This window comes from Leclercia sp. Colony189 (assembly GCF_009740165.1).
Lineage (GTDB): Bacteria > Pseudomonadota > Gammaproteobacteria > Enterobacterales > Enterobacteriaceae > Enterobacter.
Genome location: NZ_CP046557.1, coordinates 4802383 through 4822377, shown reverse-complemented (window position 1 = coordinate 4822377; position 19995 = coordinate 4802383). Strand labels below are relative to the sequence as shown.

Here is a 19995-nt window from a genome sequence, read left to right as displayed (position 1 = left end):
ATGCCTTGCGGTCTGTCCTAAGACAGACCGCCAGACGTTACCAGGACTGGGTTGCTTTGAAGGAATCGAGCAGGCTCTTCAGCTTGCCTTCGATTTCGTCGTTATAGCCACCGGACTGGTTGATCTCTTGCATCAGTGGAGCATGGTCACGGTCAGCGTAAGCCAGCAGTGCGGCTTCAAAGCTACCGATTTTCGCCAGTTCTACATCCCCCAGATAACCACGTTCTGCTGCGAACAGTACCAGGCCCTGCTGTGCGACTGACATAGGGGCATACTGTTTCTGTTTCAGCAGCTCGGTCACTTTCTGACCGTGGTCAAGCTGTTTACGGGTTGCATCGTCAAGATCGGATGCAAACTGGGAGAACGCTGCCAGTTCACGATACTGTGCCAGTGCGGTACGGATACCACCGGACAGTTTCTTGATGATCTTGGTCTGCGCTGCACCACCCACACGGGATACGGAGATACCCGGGTTAACCGCCGGACGAATACCGGAGTTAAACAGGTTGGTTTCCAGGAAGATCTGACCATCGGTAATGGAGATTACGTTGGTCGGAACGAACGCAGAAACGTCACCCGCCTGGGTTTCAATGATCGGCAGAGCGGTCAGAGAGCCCGTTTTACCCTTCACTTCACCTTTGGTGAAGTTCTCAACGTATTCCGCGTTAACGCGGGATGCACGCTCCAGCAGACGGGAGTGCAGATAGAATACGTCGCCCGGGAATGCTTCACGTCCAGGTGGACGACGGAGCAGCAGGGAAACCTGACGGTAAGCAACAGCCTGTTTAGACAGGTCATCGTATACGATCAGTGCATCTTCACCGCGGTCACGGAAGTATTCGCCCATTGCACAACCGGCATACGGTGCCAGGTATTGCAGTGCAGCAGATTCAGAAGCGGTCGCCACAACAACGATGGTATTGGACAGCGCGCCGTGCTCTTCCAGTTTACGCACCACGTTAGAGATGGTGGACGCTTTCTGGCCGATAGCTACGTACACACATTTGATGCCGGAATCGCGCTGGTTGATGATCGCATCGATTGCCATCGCGGTTTTACCGGTCTGACGGTCACCGATGATCAGCTCACGCTGGCCACGGCCGATTGGGATCATGGCGTCAACGGATTTATAACCGGTCTGCACCGGCTGGTCGACGGACTGACGATCGATTACGCCCGGTGCGATAACTTCGATTGGGGAGAAGCCATCGTGCTCAACCGGACCTTTACCGTCGATTGGCGCACCCAGGGTGTTCACCACGCGACCCAGCAGGCCGCGGCCAACTGGAACTTCAAGAATACGGCCAGTACACTTAACCTTCATGCCTTCGGCGAGGTCAGCGTAAGGACCCATCACAACTGCACCTACGGAGTCGCGCTCCAGGTTCAGTGCGATAGCGTAACGGTTACCCGGCAGGGAGATCATTTCACCCTGCATACAATCGGCCAGGCCGTGGATGCGGATAACACCGTCGCTTACAGAAACAATAGTACCTTCGTTGTGAGCTTCACTCACAACACTGAACTGAGCAATGCGCTGCTTGATCAGTTCGCTGATTTCGGTGGAATTCAGTTGCATGCTCCAGTCCCCTTAAGACTGCAAGACGTCTGCAAGGCGCTCAAGACGGCCGCGTACGCTGCCATCAATGACCATATCACCCGCACGGATGATTACGCCTGCCATTACAGACTTATCGATATTGCAATTCAGCTTCACTTTGCGTGACAGACGTTTTTCCATCGCGGCGGTGATTTTCGCAAGCTGTTCGTTACTCAGTTCAGTCGCAGAAGTTACGTGAACTTCAACAGTGGCTTCACTGAGGGCACGCAAGTGCTCAAACTGCTCGAGAACATCCGGGAGCGCTTTCAGACGACCATTTTCTGCCATTACCCGAATCAGGTTCTGGCCGTTGGCGTCCAGCTGCTCACCGCAAATGGCGATGAACGAATCGGCGAGGGTTTCAGGCGCCAGGGCGCCAGAAAGCATCTCAGCCATATGTTCGTTTTTCGTTACCTCAGCGGCAAACGCCAGCATGTTCTGCCAGCGATCGACATTTTGGTGTTCGATAGCAAAGTCAAAAGCTGCTTTGGCGTAGGGGCGAGCTACCGTAACAAATTCAGACATCAGCCCCTCCCTCCTTACAGTTCAGCGACAAGTTTGTCCACGATGTCGCTGTTAGCAGCTTCATCCACGGAACGTTCGATGATCTTCTCGGCGCCAGCAACAGCCAGAATCGCGACCTGCTTACGCAGCTCTTCGCGAGCACGTTTACGCTCGGCATCAATTTCTGCCTGCGCTTGTGTCACGATTTTAGTACGTTCCTGTTCTGCTTCAGCTTTCGCTTCGTCCAGGATCTGAGAACGACGTTTGTTCGCCTGCTCGATGATTACCTGGGCTTCCGCTTTCGCTTTTTTCAGCTGGTCGGTCGCGTTGGCCTGTGCAAGGTCCAAATCTTTCTTAGCGCGTTCTGCAGAAGCCAGGCCGTCAGAAATTTCTTTCTGACGTTTTTCGATGGCAGCCATTAAAGGCGGCCATACATACTTCATGCAGAACCAGACAAAGATAACAAACGCGATGGCCTGGCCGAGGATTGTTGCGTTCATGTTCACAGCACAATACCTCTTTAAATTTACAACTGTGGCTTAGGGTTTAAACGACTTACTACGCGACAGCAAACATCACGTACAGACCCAGACCTACAGCGATCATCGGGATAGCATCCACCAGACCCATAACGATAAAGAACTGAGTACGCAGCAGAGGAATCAGATCTGGCTGACGCGCTGCGCCTTCCAGGAATTTACCCCCGAGGATGCCGATACCGATCGCAGCACCGATAGCCGCCAGACCCATCATCACAGCGGCAGCCATGTACAGCAGATCCATATTCAGGTTTTCCATGACAGTCTCCAGTTTGTTTCAGTTAAAACGTAGTAGTGTTGGTAAAGAATCAGTGCTCTTCAGACGCCATCGACAGATAGACGATCGTCAGAACCATGAAGATAAAGGCTTGCAGCGTAATGATCAGGATGTGGAAAATGGCCCACGGCACATTCAGAACCCACTGTGACCACCACGGCAGAAGACCCGCGATCAGAATGAAAATCAGCTCACCCGCATACATGTTGCCGAACAGTCGCAGACCGAGGGAAATCGGTTTGGACAGCAGGCTAACGCCTTCCAGAATCAGGTTGATCGGAATAAACGCCCAGTGGTTGAACGGCTGCAGGGTAAGCTCTTTCACGAAGCCGCCTACACCTTTCATTTTGATGCTGTAGAAAAGAATCAGGATGAATACGCCCAGCGCCATAGACAGGGTGATGTTCACGTCAGCAGACGGCACCACACGCAGCGCAGGCAGACCGAAGATATGCTCGCCGATAAACGGCAGCAGGTCGATCGGCAGCAGGTCCATCAGGTTCATCAGGAAGACCCAGACAAAGACGGTCAGCGCCAGCGGTGCAATTACCTTGCTCTTACCGTGGTACATGTCTTTGACGCTACCGTGGACAAAGCCAATGATCATTTCGATAAACGTCTGGAATTTCCCTGGAACGCCGCTGGTCGCACGTTTCGCAACGCCGCGGAAAATGGCCAGGAACAACAGACCCAGTACCACCGAGAAGAACATGGAGTCGATATTAATCGTCCAGAAGGTGGCTGGGGGGTTATGCGGATCCACCAGCGAGAATGTACGTAAGTCCAACTGAAGGTTGTTCAGATGGTGACCTATGTAATCCTGCGGCGTCATATTTTCTGAAGCCATGATGCCTTTTACCCTTTGTTATTGATTACAGCTGGCGCCAGAATTTGTACCACCAGCACCAAAACCCACGTCACTATCAGCGGCAAAAATACCACTTTAAAAACCGCCAGCGCCACCACCAGGAGGGCAAAGGTCAGCAACACCTTACACACTTCGCCGAGGGCGAAGGACCAGGCCATGCGGCCTTTGGCAGGTGTATGCGCCTGATGACGCCAGGCAAAAATCATAAACAACATGTTTGGCACAACCACTGCCAAACCTCCGCTTACCGCAGAGATGCCCCAGAAGGGGTCCTTGAGGCAGAACAGCAATCCACTTGCCATCACCGCCAGAAACTGAATGAACAGAAGCTTACGAGCAACGTTTCGACTCAAGAGCGACACTGATATCACGTTTTTACTCCTGCTCACTTCGAGGTATGTCGCGTGTCGTATAAAACGTTCTTTAAGGCTCAGAGTCAAGCAGCAAAAAGCGGACAAATTATACGGTGCGTCCCCGTGATTTCAAACAATAAGTAGCGAAAAGGTGAATAAATGTTTAAATATTTTTCCCCGGCGCTATTTCTTAACTTTTCGTCAAACTATGAATGGCGCGTCAAAACTGCAAACAACGCGGAAACGTTGACGATAAAGCGTGCACGAGATCACAAAATACACATTTACGATAAGGTCGAATAAATTAAAGCGGTAAAACGTTATATTTCATCTTTATGATATTAAAGATTAATTTCAGCAACTATTCTCAAAACAGCCCTGTATACAACAAAAACCTTTTATTGACATTTTTAATAAATATTTAACATTACAATCTGATTACTCTTCCCTACTTTTAGCAAGCTGATATTTTCGGTGTTTATTATCTTTTGGGTTAACTACATGTCCAGGTTAACCCAAAGAAAATCCCCAGTAAAAAAGTGGTTAAATTAACCTTGTCTATTTCTTAGCCTGTCGCGTAATTTTTAACATCCTAAGAACAGCACAAATTCCACATTTTTTATTATATTTTTAAAAATATTTTGGCTTAACGATCACCAGATGACGCTCGCCTTCCAGCTGGGGAACATGCAATTTAATCGCCTCTTCCACCTCAAAACCTTCAGGCATCTGCGCGATTTCGTCTTCCGGCAGCACCCCTTTCAGGGCATAGAAGCGGCCATTTTCCGCAGGCAGATGCTTACACCAGTCGATCATGTCATTGAGCGAGGCAAAGGCCCGGCTGATCACACCATCAAATGGCGGCTCGGCGGGGAACGCCTCTACCCTACTCTGCACCGGATAAATGTTTTCCAGCTTCAGTTCATGCTGAACCTGACGCAGGAAGCGTACGCGCTTGCCCAGGCTGTCCAGCAGCGTGAAATGGCTCTCGGGACGAACGATAGAGAGTGGAATACCTGGCAGACCCGGCCCCGTTCCCACGTCGATAAAACGCTCTCCTTTGAGATGCGGCGCCACCACGATGCTGTCGAGGATGTGACGAATCAGCATCTCGTTCGGATCGCGAACCGAGGTGAGATTATAGGCCTTGTTCCATTTGTTCAGCATGTCGACATACCCCACCAGCTGATTTTTCTGGTGATCGGTGAGCGAAATACCGGCTTGTTCCAGCAGACGAGTGAGTTTGTTGAGCACGGCGAATACCTGTTGAGATAGGTGTGGGCGGGTGGCGCTACGCGAGCCCGCCCTACGGAATTCTGTAGGCCCGGTAAGCGCAGCGCCACCGGGCAGTTCTTACAATTAAGCGCTGCGGCGCAGCATACCCTGTTTTTTCAGCCACACCAGCAGAATGGAGATGGCCGCAGGCGTGACGCCTGAAATACGCGATGCCTGGCCGATAGACGACGGTTTATGGTCATTCAGCTTGGCGATCACCTCGTTGGAGAGGCCGTTAACCAGACGGTAATCCAGCGTGGCAGGCAGGATCGTACTCTCGTTACGCTGCTGTTTCTCGATCTCATCCTGCTGACGGGCGATATAGCCTTCGTATTTCACCTGGATTTCGACCTGTTCAGCAGCCTGGACATCCTCCAGACCCGGCGCAAACGGCGTCATCTGGATTAGCTGGTCGTAGGTCATCTCCGGACGACGGAGCAGATCTTCCCCGCTGGCTTCACGGGAGAGCGGCGCAGACAGGTGAGCATTCACTTCGTCTACAGACTCGGCTGTTGGGTTGACCCAGGTCGATTTGAGGCGCTGACGTTCACGCTCGATGTTCTCCAGCTTCTCGTTGAAGCGCGCCCAGCGTGCATCATCCACCAGCCCCAGCTCACGACCGATTTCGGTCAGGCGCAGGTCGGCGTTGTCTTCACGCAGCATCAGACGGTATTCCGCGCGGGAGGTAAACATGCGGTACGGCTCTTTGGTGCCGAGGGTGCAGAGGTCGTCCACCAGTACGCCCAGATAAGCCTGAGAACGACCCGGCGCCCAGCCCTCTTTTTCGGCCGAGAAGCGCGCGGCGTTCAGACCAGCCAGCAGCCCCTGAGCGGCAGCCTCTTCGTAACCGGTTGTGCCGTTGATCTGACCGGCGAAGAAGAGCCCCTGGATAAATTTGCTCTCCAGGGTTGGCTTCAGGTCACGTGGATCGAAGAAGTCATACTCAATGGCATAGCCCGGACGGACGATCTTCGCATTCTCCATCCCCTGCATGGAACGGACGATCTGCATCTGCACGTCGAAAGGCAGGCTGGTGGAGATACCGTTCGGGTAGATCTCGTTGGAGGTCAGCCCTTCAGGCTCCAAGAAGATCTGGTGCTGGTTACGATCGGCGAAGCGCATTACCTTGTCTTCGATCGACGGGCAGTAGCGTGGGCCGATCCCTTCGATCACACCGGCATACATCGGGCTGCGATCGAGGTTACTGCGGATCACGTCATGTGTTTTCTCGTTAGTGTGCGTGACATAGCACGGCACTTGGCGCGGATGTTGATCCACGCTACCCATGAACGAGAAGACCGGCATCGGGTTATCGCCGTGCTGTTGGGCCAGCACGCTGAAATCAATGGTGCGGGCGTCGATACGCGGTGGCGTACCGGTTTTCAGGCGGCTGACGCGCAGCGGCAGCTCGCGCAGACGGCGTGAAAGGGGAATGGACGGCGGATCGCCAGCACGGCCACCGCTGTAGTTGTCCAGTCCGATATGAATTTTGCCGTCAAGGAAGGTCCCGACGGTCAGCACGACGGCTTTGGCACGGAACTTCAGACCCATCTGGGTCACGGCGCCAACGACACGATCGTTTTCCACAATCAGATCCTCAACCGCCTGCTGGAAGATCATCAGGTTCGGCTGATTCTCCAGCGCGGTACGCACGGCCTGGCGGTAGAGCACGCGGTCCGCTTGAGCACGGGTCGCTCGAACGGCGGGACCTTTGCTCGCGTTTAGTATCCTAAACTGGATACCCGCATGATCGATCGCGGTTGCCATCAGGCCGCCAAGTGCATCCACTTCTTTTACCAGGTGTCCTTTCCCAATGCCGCCAATCGCCGGATTACAGGACATCTGTCCTAGCGTGTCGATATTGTGTGTCAAAAGCAGGGTCTGCTGACCCATTCGCGCCGCGGCCATTGCGGCCTCGGTGCCTGCATGACCCCCGCCAATGATAATGACGTCAAAAGGATCCTGATAAAACATGGTGGTCTGCCTCGCGTAAAGCGGTAAGAAAATGGATTGAAGCCCGGGCCGTGGATTCTACTCAACTTTAGTCGTTCGAGAAAGCACTGGGATCCTGGCTATTAAAAAGAAGATCTTTTTATTTAGAGATCTGTTTTATTGTGATCTCTTATTAGGATCGCGGGTTTCTGTGGATAAGCCGGATCTCCCAAAGAAGATCATGTGCTTAGAGAGGATCGTTTGCTGTGAATGATCGGTGATCCTGCGACGTATAAGCTGGGATCAGATCGTGATGTTATACACAGCACAAAAAGTCATCACGGGTTGTTCTTGGGATAACTACCGGTTGATCCAAGCTTTTAACCAGAGTTATCCACATCTGATCGCACGATCTTTAATCTGTTTTGAGTAAATTTTTCCATTCCGCCAGCCAAAGTTCAGCTGGATCTTCCGGAATATCATGATCGAGGATGTTGATCTTCAGCGTTTCACCGATCTGTTGTGCCCCGCAGGACTTCAGTTCGGTCTCGACCTTCTCAACGGCGCCGCAGAAGGTGTCGTACTCCCGGCTGCCAATACCAATGGCACCAAACCGGACGTTCGTCAGGTCGGGCTGCTGCTCTTTTAACTCTTCATATAAAGGAAGAAGGTTATCCGGAAGATCCCCCGCACCGTGGGTGGAGGTGATCAACAGCCAGATCCCGTCGAGCTGGAGATCCTCTAATAACGGTCCATGCAGCGTTTCAGTAGAAAAGCCCGCGTCTTCCAGCTTTTCGGCCAGGTGTTCCGCGACATATTCAGCGCCGCCAAGGGTGCTGCCGCTAATAAGAGTAATGTCCGCCATTGATCGCTCGCTCAGATAAACAGGAGGACATTGTACGCTGTGAACGAGCTGGGATCTACCTGTGGAAAATGTGGTAATTATTTTGCCCGGCTACGGGCGGATGGTACGCATGATCGGGTTCTGCAGGGAGATCAACGTCTCGGTGGACTGAATTTCATCGATTGTTTGGATCTTGTTGATAAGTACCTGTTGCAAAGCGTCGATCGATCGGCACATCACCTTAATAAAGATGCTGTAGTGGCCGGTGGTGTAGTAGGCCTCGGTCACTTCATCCAGCGCATTCAGTTTTGCCAGCGCTGAAGGGTAGTCTTTAGCGCTCTTAAGGATGATGCCGATAAAACAGCAGACGTCATACCCCAGCTGTTTCGGACTGACGTCAATATGGGCGCCGGTAATGATCCCCGCCTGTTTCATCTTCTCTACGCGCACGTGAATGGTCCCCGGGCTGACGCCAAACTGTTTTGCCAGTTCTGCGTAGGCGGTACGTGCGTTAGCCATCAGCGCCTCGAGAATGCCGCGGTCCAGATTGTCGATCTGATAATTTTCCATAGCTTTTTCTTATGAAGATTAATGAATCACTCTATTTTAGCGGGTAATTTTAGCGATTTAAAAGTGAGTCGGGAGTTTTATTGTTGGATTATTGAAAGAGGCTCTTTTTTGTTGCTTAATCAATGCCAACAGGACGCAGGAGTATAAATAATGAAAACCGCTTACATCGCACAACAACGCCAGATCAGTTTCGTTAAATCCCACTTTTCCCGCCAGCTGGAAGAGAAGCTGGGCCTGGTTGAAGTCCAGGCACCTATCTTAAGCCGCGTGGGCGACGGGACGCAGGACAACCTGTCTGGTTGCGAAAAAGCGGTTCAGGTGAAAGTGAAAACACTGCCAGACGCCCAGTTCGAGGTGGTCCATTCCCTTGCGAAGTGGAAGCGTCAAACCCTGGGACAACACGACTTCAGCGCGGGCGAAGGGCTTTACACGCACATGAAAGCCCTTCGCCCCGATGAAGACCGTCTTACCGCGATTCACTCTGTTTACGTTGACCAGTGGGACTGGGAACGCGTTATGGGTGATGGCGAACGTCATACCGGTACGCTGAAAGCGACGGTAGAAGCCATTTATGCCGGGATCAAAGCCACCGAGGCGGCGGTCAGCAAAGAGTTTGGCCTGACCCCCTTCCTGCCGGAGACGATCCACTTTGTCCACAGCCAGGAGCTGCTGAGCCGCTTCCCGGATCTGGATGCCAAAGGGCGTGAGCGTGCGATCGCCAAAGAGTTAGGGGCCGTATTCCTGATCGGGATCGGCGGCAAGCTGTCTCATGGTCAGCGTCACGATGTACGTGCGCCGGATTATGATGACTGGAGCAGCGAAGGCGAGAGCGGCCTGGCGGGCCTGAACGGCGATATTCTGGTCTGGAACCCGGTGCTGGAAGATGCGTTTGAACTCTCTTCCATGGGGATCCGCGTGGATGCCGAGGCGCTGAAGCGCCAGCTGGCTATTACCGGTGATGAAGATCGCCTTAAGCTGGAGTGGCACCAGGCGCTGCTGCGTGGCGAGATGCCGCAGACCATCGGCGGCGGTATCGGCCAGTCTCGTCTGACCATGTTACTGCTGCAACTCTCCCATATCGGCCAGGTTCAGTGTGGCGTATGGCCGCAGCAGGTTCGTGACAGCGTCGACGCCCTGCTGTAATTAGCGTTTCCAGCGCCGCAGCAGGCGGCTACGCAACCCGGTATCAAAGCGCCAGATATGATCGAAGATGCGCATGATGCCGGGTTTTCCATGTGTGGACATCGCCACGGCATGAAAACGATGCTGGTGGACCTGCTGCAGTACCTTCACCTTACTCACCACCTCTTCCGGCAGCCGCTGGGCAATAAAGTCTGAAATCACCACCGCGTCGGCGTCATACCACTCGCCGCCCTGCATCCGCTCAATAATGGCGCGAAAACAGCTGGCGAGATCGGTACCGCCGCGAAAGCGCTGGCTTAAGAAACGGATCGCCTGCTCCAGACCGTGCTGGCCCGAGAGTTCGTAGCCCACCACCTCGCTGGAAAACAGCATGATAAAGCAACGTCGTCTGTCGGCGAGCGCCACGCGCATCAGAGCCAGACAGAAGGCTTTGGCGCACTGCTCGTTGAATCCTCCCATCGAACCGGACGTATCCACGCAGACGATAAACGGCCCGCGGGGTTGTTCGTCGAAATCCTGATGCACTGCCGGGCGCTGGCTCACCTTCTCCCGCCAGGCATCGCCTTGCAGACGGTAAGTGAGGAGCTGCTTCTCCACCAGCCGACGGTAAAATTCGTACTCAAGTTCTGTGATGCCGAGGGTCGCCAGCTCTGGCGGCAGCAGGCGCAGAATGTCATCGCTCTGCTGCAGTCCGTCCACCTGCTCCGGCACCGTCGCCGGTTCGCGCACCAGGGTGCGGAAGGTTTCCAGCGGGGCATCCTTTTTTGGCACCGACTTCGCCTCCCGCGAACGGCCCAGCTGTTCCGCCAGTTGCATCAGCTCCGGCTGCTGTGCCAGAAAATCGCCGTAGCGAACGATAAGCTGATGATCCCCCCGCTTGAGCTGACCGGCGCTCATATCCCAGAGGCGACCGGCGGAATTTTCATTCTCCACCAGTACCGGCTCCAGCGCCCCGGCCAGGGTCATCCGCTCCTGTACTTCGCTGAGCAGCTGTTCGCGCTCCTCTTCCAGTAACTGCTGATTCAGGGAGGTGGCCTGCACCACCAGGCTCAGCCGCCAGCGCTGTAAAAAGAGGGTATGCAGGGCGGGGGTAAAGGTGGCGTTATCCACCACCAGCTGCCGCGCCTGGCCGGCAAAGGGGGAGTGAACCTTGTCCAGCAGGGTTAAAATCTGCGGCAGCTGGACGATAAGCTGGGGGGGAGAGAGTAACTGGCTCTGCTGATAACACATCACCTCTTCGGTGAGTTCCGGCGGGACGCGGGTATCTTTCAGCCTTTTACGGAGATTTTCCCGCCAACGAGGAAGATCGTCGGTAATGGCGGTTTTAAGGCGCGGGAATTTTTCGAAAAAGATCGCCAGCTGCGGCGAGGCCAGCAGAGTGAGGATGATCTCTTCGATCATGCCCTCCTCGCCGACGGCAAGCATGACGTTGAGGGTATCCAGCGTCAGCATTGACGCGCCTGTTTGATCTGCGCGCTCACATCCTGCAGGCTGGCTTCAATCCGCCCCAGCCAGTCGCTGTGGATGAACAGACATTTTTGCTGCTCGCTGAAGCGCGTGTGCTGGAGGTGCCACTGATTATCCAGCGCTTCCAGCTGCTGTTTGATCTCTTCCGGCACGCTTTCCGACGCGGTTCCGGGCAGCGCAAGACGCGATCCCTGCAAACTGACGTCGCGGATCACCAGATGCAGGCTGCCGTCCACTTCCATGTTGAGCGGCTGGGCGAAACCAATGCCGTTGAGTTTGCCGCGGATCTCGCCGCCTTTGGTCAGCCACTGCGCCAGCGTTTCCCGCTCGAGGGTGATGTGAATTACCTGCATATCGTGGAGCTTGAGCGGCTGCTGGAGGAGCAGCGTCAGGGTGGTATCACTCAGTTCTGCCGGTAATTCATAGTGTGGGCGACGGGCGAACATGCCGCTCTGACGGATAACGCGCAGGGCGGTTTTGTCGCTCTGCTGCTGCTGAAGCTGAAGGCGGCGCTGGGTAATGGCCCCGAGCTGGTTCAACATCTCCTGCTGTCCCCACGCGTGTCCGGTCATCAATATTTCCAGCTGCTGCTGCATCAGATTCATGCCGCTGGCGTCGTGCCAGAGGCAATCCTTCAGCAGGATCAGATCGATTGGCGCCACCGCATCGCGACCGCTGAACAGCGCGCTGGCCTGCAGCAGGCGGATGGCTTTCTTCCAGCGGCGATCGGAGACGTAAGGCGCCCCCGGCAGGGCATCAAGCTGCTGGCGCAGCATAAAGACCAAGTCGAACACCGCATCAGGCAGGGTGATTTTGCCAATGTCCTGCTGCCACTGCTGATACTCCTCGTCCGTCACCTGCAATGCGGCAGGCACCGGGTTATCGTTTTCATCCTGCTGGCTGGTCAGCAGCGAGCGGAAGTTCGCTTTGTCCTGCACCTTATCGAGCCACAGGCGGATCAGCATACGGTCATACAGGGCTTCGAGGCTGCTGTCGGCTTCGGGCAGTTCGTTGGATGCTGCCACCAGCAGGCGCATCGGAATTTTCTCCTCATGCGCGCCGTTGCGAAACCGGCGTTCGTTAATGGCGGTAAGCAGGGTATTCAGGATCGCCGGGCCGGCTTTCCAGATCTCATCGAGAAAGACAATTTCCGCTTCCGGCAGATAGCCGGTGGTTAACCGTTCGTACCGCCCTTCATCTTTTAACGCCTGAATGGAGAGCGGACCAAAGACCTCTTCCGGCGTGGAAAAGCGGGTCATCAGGTATTCAAACGCCCTGGCGTGCTGAAAAGCGAACTTCAGCCTGCGGGCAATCAGGCTTTTTGCGATGCCGGGCGGCCCCAGCAGAAATACGCTTTCGCCGCTCAACGCCGCCAGTAAACAGAGGCGAATGGCGTGGCTACGTTCATAGAGCCCTTTCTCCAGTGCACCGCTGAGACGGGAAATTCTTTCTGCTAATAAATGAGTGTGAGCCATAATTGTTTTTGCATCCTTTCGCCGTACCCCCGGCTAATTGAAGCGAGTATAGACGTTTCGTTCCGGGCTGGTAATAGACTGAACCACGGTGCTATTTTCTTTGCGCTACGTTAATGAGGTGGCATTTAGGGGTACGATTCTAAGATTAATCGTGCATACTGTGCGCTTTTTGTGGGCCAAGGGACTAAGCACACATTTGTTATTTAAACGAAAAGACTAGTCTATGAGCACTGATAATAAGCAATCATTACCCGCAATTACGCTCGCGGCGATCGGCGTTGTCTACGGTGATATCGGCACCAGCCCGCTTTATACGCTGCGCGAATGTTTGTCCGGTCAGTTTGGATTTGGCGTTGAACGCGACGCTGTGTTTGGTTTTCTGTCCCTGATCTTCTGGCTGCTGATCCTGGTGGTTTCTGTTAAATATCTCTCCTTCGTGATGCGTGCAGATAACGCCGGTGAAGGTGGGATCCTGACCCTGATGTCGCTTGCCGGACGCAATACGTCCGCCAGAATGACCTCGTTCCTGGTCATCATTGGCCTGGTGGGTGGCAGCTTCTTCTATGGTGAAGTGGTGATCACCCCTGCTATCTCGGTGCTGTCGGCGATAGAGGGGCTTGAGATTATCGCGCCGCATCTTGATGAGTGGGTTGTCCCGCTGGCCATACTTGTTTTGACCCTGCTGTTTGTTATTCAGAAACACGGTACCGGGCTGGTGGGCAAACTCTTCGCGCCGATTATGCTCTCCTGGTTCCTGATCCTGGCGGCGCTGGGGTTACGCAGCATCATTGCTAACCCGGAAGTGCTGCATGCCCTGAATCCGATGTGGGCAGTGCATTTCTTCCTCGAATACAAAACCGTGTCGTTTATCGCGCTGGGCGCGGTGGTGCTCTCTATTACCGGTGTTGAAGCGCTCTATGCCGATATGGGCCACTTCGGTAAGCTGCCTATTCGCGTGGCCTGGTTTTTAGTGGTGCTGCCGTCGCTGGTGCTGAACTACTTCGGCCAGGGGGCGCTGCTGCTCAAACATCCGGAAGCGATTAAAAACCCGTTCTTCCTGCTGGCACCTGACTGGGCGCTGGTGCCGATGCTGATCCTGGCGACGCTGGCGACGGTGATTGCTTCTCAGGCGGTGATTTCCGGCGTCTTCTCCCTGACCCGCCAGGCGGTACGTCTGGGCTATCTTTCGCCAATGCGTATCATCCATACCTCCGAGATGGAGTCGGGCCAGATCTACATTCCTTTCGTTAACTGGCTGCTTTATGTCGCGGTGGTAATTGTTATCGTCAGCTTCGAGCACTCCAGTAACCTGGCGGCGGCCTACGGTATTGCCGTTACCGGTACGATGGTGCTGACCTCGATCCTCTCTACCACGGTGGCGTACCGGAACTGGCACTGGAATAAATTCCTTGTGGGGATGATTCTGGTCGGCTTCCTCTGTATTGACGTGCCGCTGTTCTCCGCGAACCTCGACAAGATTGTCTCCGGCGGCTGGCTGCCGCTGACGCTGGGTCTGGTGATGTTCATTGTGATGACCACCTGGAAGAGCGAGCGTTTCCGCCTGCTGCGCCGGATGCATGAACACGGTAATTCTCTGGAGGCGATGATTGCCTCGCTGGAGAAATCTCCGCCGGTGCGCGTACCCGGCACTGCGGTCTATATGTCGCGCGCGCTGAACGTGATCCCGTTTGCCCTGATGCACAACCTCAAGCACAACAAAGTGCTGCACGAGCGGGTGATCCTGTTGACCCTGCGTACCGAGGATGCGCCCTATGTGCATAACGTCCGCCGGGTGCAGATAGAGCAGCTGTCGCCCACCTTCTGGCGGGTGGTGGCCAGCTACGGCTGGCGTGAAACCCCGAACGTGGAAGAGGTGTTCCACCGCTGCGGTCTGGAGGGTTTAAGCTGCCGGATGATGGAGACCTCGTTCTTTATGTCCCACGAGTCGCTGATCATCGGCAAACGCCCGTGGTATCTGCGCCTGCGTGGGAAGCTCTATCTTATTCTCCAGCGTAACGCCCTGCGCGCGCCTGACCAGTTCGAGATCCCGCCTAACCGCGTGATTGAGCTGGGGACGCAAGTCGAGATTTAATCCCTCCTGAAAATGCCGGGTGGCGCTTCGCTTACCCGGCCTACAAAACCCCTGCCTGACCGCCATATTTATCTCCCCATTTCACTTAGCGAAACGTTTCGACAACGATCACAAATCTGTTACGTCATGGTGGTTTTCTGCGCATCGGTAAGATAAAACTGATGTCAGCGAAACGTTTCGCTAGTGGAGCAAGAAAATGAAGAAAGGCACGGTACTCAACTCTGAAGTCTCATCGGTCATCTCCCGTCTCGGGCATACCGATACGCTGGTAGTTTGTGATGCGGGTTTACCCATTCCCCACAGCACAACGCGTATTGATCTGGCATTAACGCAGGGCGTGCCCACGTTTATGCAGGTGCTGGATGTGGTGACAACCGAGATGCAGGTTGAGGAAGCCATTCTCGCAACGGAAATCAAACAACATAATCCGCAGCTCCACGAAACGTTGCTTGGCCATATCAAGCAACTGCAACAACACCAGGGAAACACCATAAAAATAAGTTACATAACGCACGAGCAGTTCAAGAAAAATACCGCTGACAGCCAGGCGGTGATTCGCAGCGGGGAGTGTTCCCCGTATGCGAATATCATTCTCTGTGCTGGCGTCACCTTCTGAGGCCATCATGGACGCACTACTGCAACTGAAAGGGATCGATAAATCGTTCCCGGGCGTCAAAGCCCTCTCCGGGGCCGCGCTGAATGTTTACGCCGGGCGCGTGATGGCGCTGGTGGGCGAAAACGGCGCTGGCAAATCCACCATGATGAAAGTGCTGACCGGGATCTATCAACGCGATGCCGGTTCGCTGCTGTGGCTGGGAAAAGAGACCACCTTCAACGGCCCGAAATCCTCCCAGGAAGCCGGGATAGGCATCATCCACCAGGAGCTGAACCTCATCCCGCAGCTCTCCATCGCGGAGAACATCTTCCTGGGGCGTGAGTTTGTTAACCGCTTTGGCAAAATCGACTGGAAACAGATGTATGCCGAAGCCGACAAACTGCTGGCGAAGCTGAATCTGCGCTTTAAGAGCGATCGTCTGGTGGGCGAACTCTCTATCGGCGATCAGCAGATGGTCGAAATCGCCAAGGTCCTGAGTTTCGAATCCCGGGTTATCGTGATGGATGAACCGACCGACGCCCTCACCGATACCGAAACCGACTCCCTGTTCCGCGTGATCCGCGAGCTGAAAGCGCAGGGGCGCGGCATTGTCTATATCTCCCACCGTATGAAAGAGATCTTCGAGATTTGCGATGACGTCACCGTCTTCCGCGACGGGCAGTTTATTGCCGAGCGTGAAGTGGTGACCCTCACCGAAGATACGCTGATTGAGATGATGGTGGGACGTAAGCTGGAAGACCAGTATCCACGTATCGATAAAGCGCCGGGCGAGATCCGCCTGAAGGTCGACAATTTGTCTGGCCCTGGGGTGCATGATGTCAGCTTTACCCTGCGTCAGGGGGAGATCCTCGGCGTGGCCGGGCTGATGGGCGCCGGGCGTACCGAGCTGATGAAGGTGCTGTATGGCGCCAACCCGCGCACCAGCGGCTATGTCACCCTTGATGGTCATGAAGTTGTCACCCGTTCTCCGCAGGATGGCCTGGCGAACGGTATCGTCTATATCTCCGAAGACCGTAAGCGCGATGGCCTGGTACTGGGCATGTCGGTGAAAGAGAACATGTCCTTAACCGCGCTACGCTACTTCAGCCGCAGCGGCGGTGGTCTGAAGCATAAAGACGAGCAGCAGGCAGTCAGCGATTTTATCCGCCTCTTTAATGTTAAAACCCCGTCGATGGAACAGGCTATCGGGCTGCTCTCCGGCGGGAATCAGCAGAAAGTGGCGATTGCCCGCGGTCTGATGACCCGTCCGAAGGTGCTGATTCTTGATGAACCGACGCGCGGCGTGGACGTTGGCGCCAAAAAAGAGATTTACCAGCTCATTAACCAGTTTAAGGCTGACGGGCTAAGCATCATTCTGGTCTCTTCCGAGATGCCAGAGGTATTAGGCATGAGCGATCGCATTATCGTCATGCATGAAGGGCATCTCGGCGGTGAATTCAGTCGCGAGCAGGCCACCCAGGAAATTCTGATGGCTGCCGCTGTGGGCAAGCTTAATCGCGTGGATCAGGAGTAAGAAGATGACTACCCAGGCTGTTTCTGGACGCCGTTATTTCACGAAGGCATGGTTGATGGAACAAAAATCGCTGATTGCCCTGCTGGTGCTGATCGCGATTGTCTCTACCATGAGCCCGAACTTTTTTACCGTTAATAACCTGTTCAACATTCTCCAGCAGACGTCCGTGAACGCCATTATGGCGGTGGGCATGACGCTGGTGATTCTGACCTCGGGTATCGATCTGTCCGTCGGTTCCCTACTGGCGCTCACCGGCGCGGTTGCTGCTTCAATTGTAGGGATTGAAGTCAACGCGCTGGTGGCCGTTGCAGCGGCGCTGGCGCTGGGTGCGGCTATTGGGGCTGTTACCGGTGTTATTGTGGCGAAAGGTCGTGTTCAGGCGTTTATTGCTACCCTGGTGATGATGCTGTTGCTGCGCGGTGTGACCATGGTTTACACCAACGGCAGCCCGGTTAACACCGGCTTTACCGACAACGCCGATCTGTTTGGCTGGTTCGGTATTGGCCGCCCGCTGGGTATCCCGACGCCGGTCTGGATCATGGGGTTAGTCTTCCTCGCGGCGTGGTACATGTTGCATCACACCCGCCTGGGCCGCTATATCTATGCCCTGGGGGGGAACGAAGCGGCGACGCGTCTGTCCGGTATCAGCGTCAATAAAGTCAAAGTTATCGTCTACTCCCTGAGCGGCCTGCTGGCTTCGCTGGCGGGGATTATCGAAGTGGCGCGTCTCTCGTCTGCGCAACCGACCGCCGGTACGGGCTATGAGCTGGATGCCATCGCCGCGGTCGTGCTGGGCGGCACCAGCCTGGCCGGGGGGAAAGGCCGCATCGTCGGTACGCTGATCGGTGCGCTGATCCTCGGCTTCCTGAATAATGGATTGAATTTGTTAGGTGTTTCTTCCTATTACCAGATGATCGTCAAAGCGGTAGTGATTTTGCTGGCGGTACTGGTAGACAACAAAAAACAGTAACTGACGACACTACAGGACATCTTTGATATGAACATGAAAAAACTGGCTACCCTGGTTTCTGCTGTCGCGCTGAGCGCAACCGTGAGTGCAAACGCCATGGCGAAAGATACCATCGCGCTGGTGGTTTCTACCCTGAACAACCCGTTCTTCGTCTCCCTGAAGGATGGCGCGCAGAAAGAGGCCGACAAACTGGGCTACAACCTGGTGATCCTCGACTCCCAGAACAACCCGGCAAAAGAGCTGGCTAACGTGCAGGACTTAACCGTTCGCGGCACCAAAATTCTGCTGATCAACCCGACCGATTCCGATGCGGTAGGTAACGCCGTGAAGATGGCAAACCAGGCTAACATCCCGGTGATCACCCTGGACCGTCAGGCATCTAAAGGCGAAGTGGTCAGCCACATTGCCTCTGATAACGTGCTGGGCGGCAAAATCGCCGGTGACTACATCGCCAAAAAAGCAGGCGAGGGCGCCAAGGTTATCGAACTGCAGGGTATCGCCGGGACTTCCGCAGCGCGTGAGCGTGGCGAAGGCTTCCAGCAGGCGGTTGCTGCCCACAAATTCAACGTACTGGCCAGCCAGCCGGCAGACTTCGACCGTACTAAGGGCCTGAACGTCATGCAGAACCTGCTGACCGCGCACCCGGACGTTAAAGCGGTATTCGCACAGAACGATGAAATGGCGCTGGGCGCGCTGCGTGCGCTGCAGACTGCGGGTAAATCTGATGTGATGGTGGTTGGATTTGACGGCACGCCTGATGGTGAAAAAGCGGTAAACGATGGCAAACTGGCTGCGACCATCGCTCAGCTGCCAGAGCAGATCGGCGCCACTGGCGTGCAGACTGCTGACAAAGTGCTGAAGGGCGAGAAAGTTCAGGCCAAATACCCTGTTGACCTGAAACTGGTCATCAAGCAGTAATATGCGATTCAGGCAGTCGCAGGCTGCCTGAGGGACAACATATAAAGAAAAGAGTGGCATACGCCACCGGGGCATCCCGGTGGCACTCTCTGATGGACACTTCAACTATGAAAACCGCAGGTAAGCTCGTCGTCCTTGGCAGTATTAATGCCGATCACATTCTTAACCTTGACGCTTTCCCGACACCGGGCGAAACCGTAACGGGTCATCGCTACCAGGTCGCCTTTGGCGGCAAGGGCGCGAACCAGGCGGTCGCTGCCGGACGTAGCGGGGCGAACATCGCCTTTATCGCCTGTACCGGCGATGACGATACCGGGGATCGCGTTCGCCAGCAGCTGGAAAGCGACAACATCGATATTGCGCCAGTGAGCGTGGTGGACGGTGAATCAACCGGCGTGGCGCTGATTTTTGTCAACGGAGAAGGTGAGAATGTCATCGGTATTCATGCGGGGGCAAACGCGGCGCTGATACCTGAGCGAGTGGCGGCGCAACATGCGCTTATCGCCTGTGCCGACGCCCTGCTGATGCAGCTGGAATCCCCGGTAGAAAGCGTGCTGGCGGCAGCGAAAATTGCTCATGAAAATCATACCACTGTCGTACTAAATCCCGCGCCAGCCCGTGTATTATCAGACGAGCTTCTGGCGCTGGTGGACATTATTACCCCGAATGAAACCGAGGCCGAAAAGCTGACGGGCATTCGCGTTGAAAACGATGAGGATGCGGCGCGCGCGGCGAAAGCCCTGCACGACAAAGGCATCCACACGGTCATCATTACTCTTGGCAGCCGCGGCGTATGGGCCAGCGTTGAGGGAGAAGGGCGTCGCATTCCTGGCTTTAAGGTGAAAGCTGTCGATACCATCGCTGCGGGCGACACCTTTAATGGTGCGCTGGTGACGGCGCTGCTGGAAGGCGAACACCTGGATGACGCAATCCGCTTTGCCCATGCGGCGGCGGCCATTGCGGTGACCCGTCCAGGTGCACAGCCTTCTGTACCATGGCGTAATGAGATCGATGAATTTTTAAGTCAGCAGAGGTAACG

General features: G+C 54.9%; 19 protein-coding genes. 7 read left to right on the top strand and 12 right to left on the bottom strand.

Going from position 1 to position 19995, the window contains the following annotated elements; translation table 11 throughout:
- Positions 1–37: 37 nt before the first annotated feature.
- From atpA to asnC, 10 genes are all read right to left on the bottom strand, one after another.
- Positions 38–1579, bottom strand: coding sequence for a F0F1 ATP synthase subunit alpha (gene atpA, locus GNG29_RS22995; RefSeq protein ID WP_103177607.1), 1542 nt, complete (start codon positions 1577–1579; stop codon positions 38–40).
- A gap of 12 nt (positions 1580–1591) precedes the next feature.
- Positions 1592–2125, bottom strand: coding sequence for a F0F1 ATP synthase subunit delta (gene atpH / locus GNG29_RS22990; protein ID WP_103177606.1), 534 nt, complete (start codon positions 2123–2125; stop codon positions 1592–1594).
- Positions 2126–2139: 14 nt separating this feature from the next.
- On the bottom strand, positions 2140–2610 hold the full coding sequence (gene atpF, locus GNG29_RS22985; protein WP_032615498.1) for a F0F1 ATP synthase subunit B: 471 nt from the start codon (positions 2608–2610) through the stop codon (positions 2140–2142).
- Between the two features lie 52 nt (positions 2611–2662).
- A complete protein-coding gene (gene atpE / locus GNG29_RS22980) occupies positions 2663–2902 on the bottom strand; it encodes a F0F1 ATP synthase subunit C (RefSeq protein WP_000429386.1) in 240 nt (79 codons plus the stop codon).
- Positions 2903–2951: 49 nt separating this feature from the next.
- Complete coding sequence (gene atpB, locus GNG29_RS22975) at positions 2952–3767, bottom strand: F0F1 ATP synthase subunit A (RefSeq protein WP_103177605.1); 816 nt, start codon at positions 3765–3767, stop codon at positions 2952–2954.
- An 8-nt stretch (positions 3768–3775) separates the two neighbouring features.
- Complete coding sequence (atpI, locus tag GNG29_RS22970) at positions 3776–4156, bottom strand: F0F1 ATP synthase subunit I (RefSeq protein ID WP_103181004.1); 381 nt, start codon at positions 4154–4156, stop codon at positions 3776–3778.
- A 615-nt stretch (positions 4157–4771) separates the two neighbouring features.
- Complete coding sequence (gene rsmG / locus GNG29_RS22965) at positions 4772–5395, bottom strand: 16S rRNA (guanine(527)-N(7))-methyltransferase RsmG (RefSeq protein ID WP_103177604.1); 624 nt, start codon at positions 5393–5395, stop codon at positions 4772–4774.
- 105 nt (positions 5396–5500) lie between these two features.
- Positions 5501–7390, bottom strand: coding sequence for a tRNA uridine-5-carboxymethylaminomethyl(34) synthesis enzyme MnmG (gene mnmG / locus GNG29_RS22960; RefSeq protein ID WP_103177603.1), 1890 nt, complete (start codon positions 7388–7390; stop codon positions 5501–5503).
- Positions 7391–7763: 373 nt separating this feature from the next.
- On the bottom strand, positions 7764–8213 hold the full coding sequence (gene mioC, locus GNG29_RS22955) for an FMN-binding protein MioC (protein WP_103177602.1): 450 nt from the start codon (positions 8211–8213) through the stop codon (positions 7764–7766).
- A 90-nt stretch (positions 8214–8303) separates the two neighbouring features.
- Positions 8304–8762 (bottom strand): transcriptional regulator AsnC, encoded by a 459-nt coding sequence (asnC, locus tag GNG29_RS22950; RefSeq protein ID WP_032615488.1) that lies wholly within the window; start codon positions 8760–8762, stop codon positions 8304–8306.
- Positions 8763–8912: 150 nt separating this feature from the next.
- Here asnC and asnA point away from each other — a divergent pair, with 150 nt between their 5' ends.
- On the top strand, positions 8913–9905 hold the full coding sequence (gene asnA / locus GNG29_RS22945) for an aspartate--ammonia ligase (RefSeq protein ID WP_103177601.1): 993 nt from the start codon (positions 8913–8915) through the stop codon (positions 9903–9905).
- Here the strand turns inward: asnA and viaA are convergent, their stop codons facing one another.
- Together viaA and ravA are read right to left on the bottom strand one after the other, a co-directional pair.
- Positions 9906–11357, bottom strand: coding sequence for an ATPase RavA stimulator ViaA (gene viaA / locus GNG29_RS22940; protein WP_156655418.1), 1452 nt, complete (start codon positions 11355–11357; stop codon positions 9906–9908).
- Positions 11351–12847 carry an ATPase RavA gene (gene ravA / locus GNG29_RS22935; protein WP_103177599.1) on the bottom strand — a complete coding sequence of 499 codons (1497 nt, stop codon included), beginning with the start codon at positions 12845–12847 and terminating at the stop codon, positions 11351–11353. The genes viaA and ravA overlap by 7 nt, the downstream gene beginning before the upstream one ends.
- Before the next feature lie 223 nt (positions 12848–13070).
- Between ravA and kup the strand changes: the two genes are divergently transcribed.
- From kup to rbsK, 6 genes are all read left to right on the top strand, one after another.
- Complete coding sequence (kup, locus tag GNG29_RS22930; protein ID WP_103177598.1) at positions 13071–14939, top strand: low affinity potassium transporter Kup; 1869 nt, start codon at positions 13071–13073, stop codon at positions 14937–14939.
- Between the two features lie 196 nt (positions 14940–15135).
- Positions 15136–15555, top strand: a complete 420-nt coding sequence (gene rbsD, locus GNG29_RS22925; RefSeq protein WP_103177597.1) for a D-ribose pyranase — start codon at positions 15136–15138, stop codon at positions 15553–15555.
- 7 nt (positions 15556–15562) lie between these two features.
- Complete coding sequence (gene rbsA, locus GNG29_RS22920; protein ID WP_103177596.1) at positions 15563–17068, top strand: ribose ABC transporter ATP-binding protein RbsA; 1506 nt, start codon at positions 15563–15565, stop codon at positions 17066–17068.
- A 4-nt stretch (positions 17069–17072) separates the two neighbouring features.
- Complete coding sequence (gene rbsC / locus GNG29_RS22915) at positions 17073–18038, top strand: ribose ABC transporter permease (protein WP_103177595.1); 966 nt, start codon at positions 17073–17075, stop codon at positions 18036–18038.
- Positions 18039–18065: 27 nt separating this feature from the next.
- Complete coding sequence (rbsB, locus tag GNG29_RS22910; protein ID WP_032615470.1) at positions 18066–18956, top strand: ribose ABC transporter substrate-binding protein RbsB; 891 nt, start codon at positions 18066–18068, stop codon at positions 18954–18956.
- 107 nt (positions 18957–19063) lie between these two features.
- Positions 19064–19993, top strand: a complete 930-nt coding sequence (rbsK, locus tag GNG29_RS22905; RefSeq protein WP_156655522.1) for a ribokinase — start codon at positions 19064–19066, stop codon at positions 19991–19993.
- Positions 19994–19995: the final 2 nt, after the last annotated feature.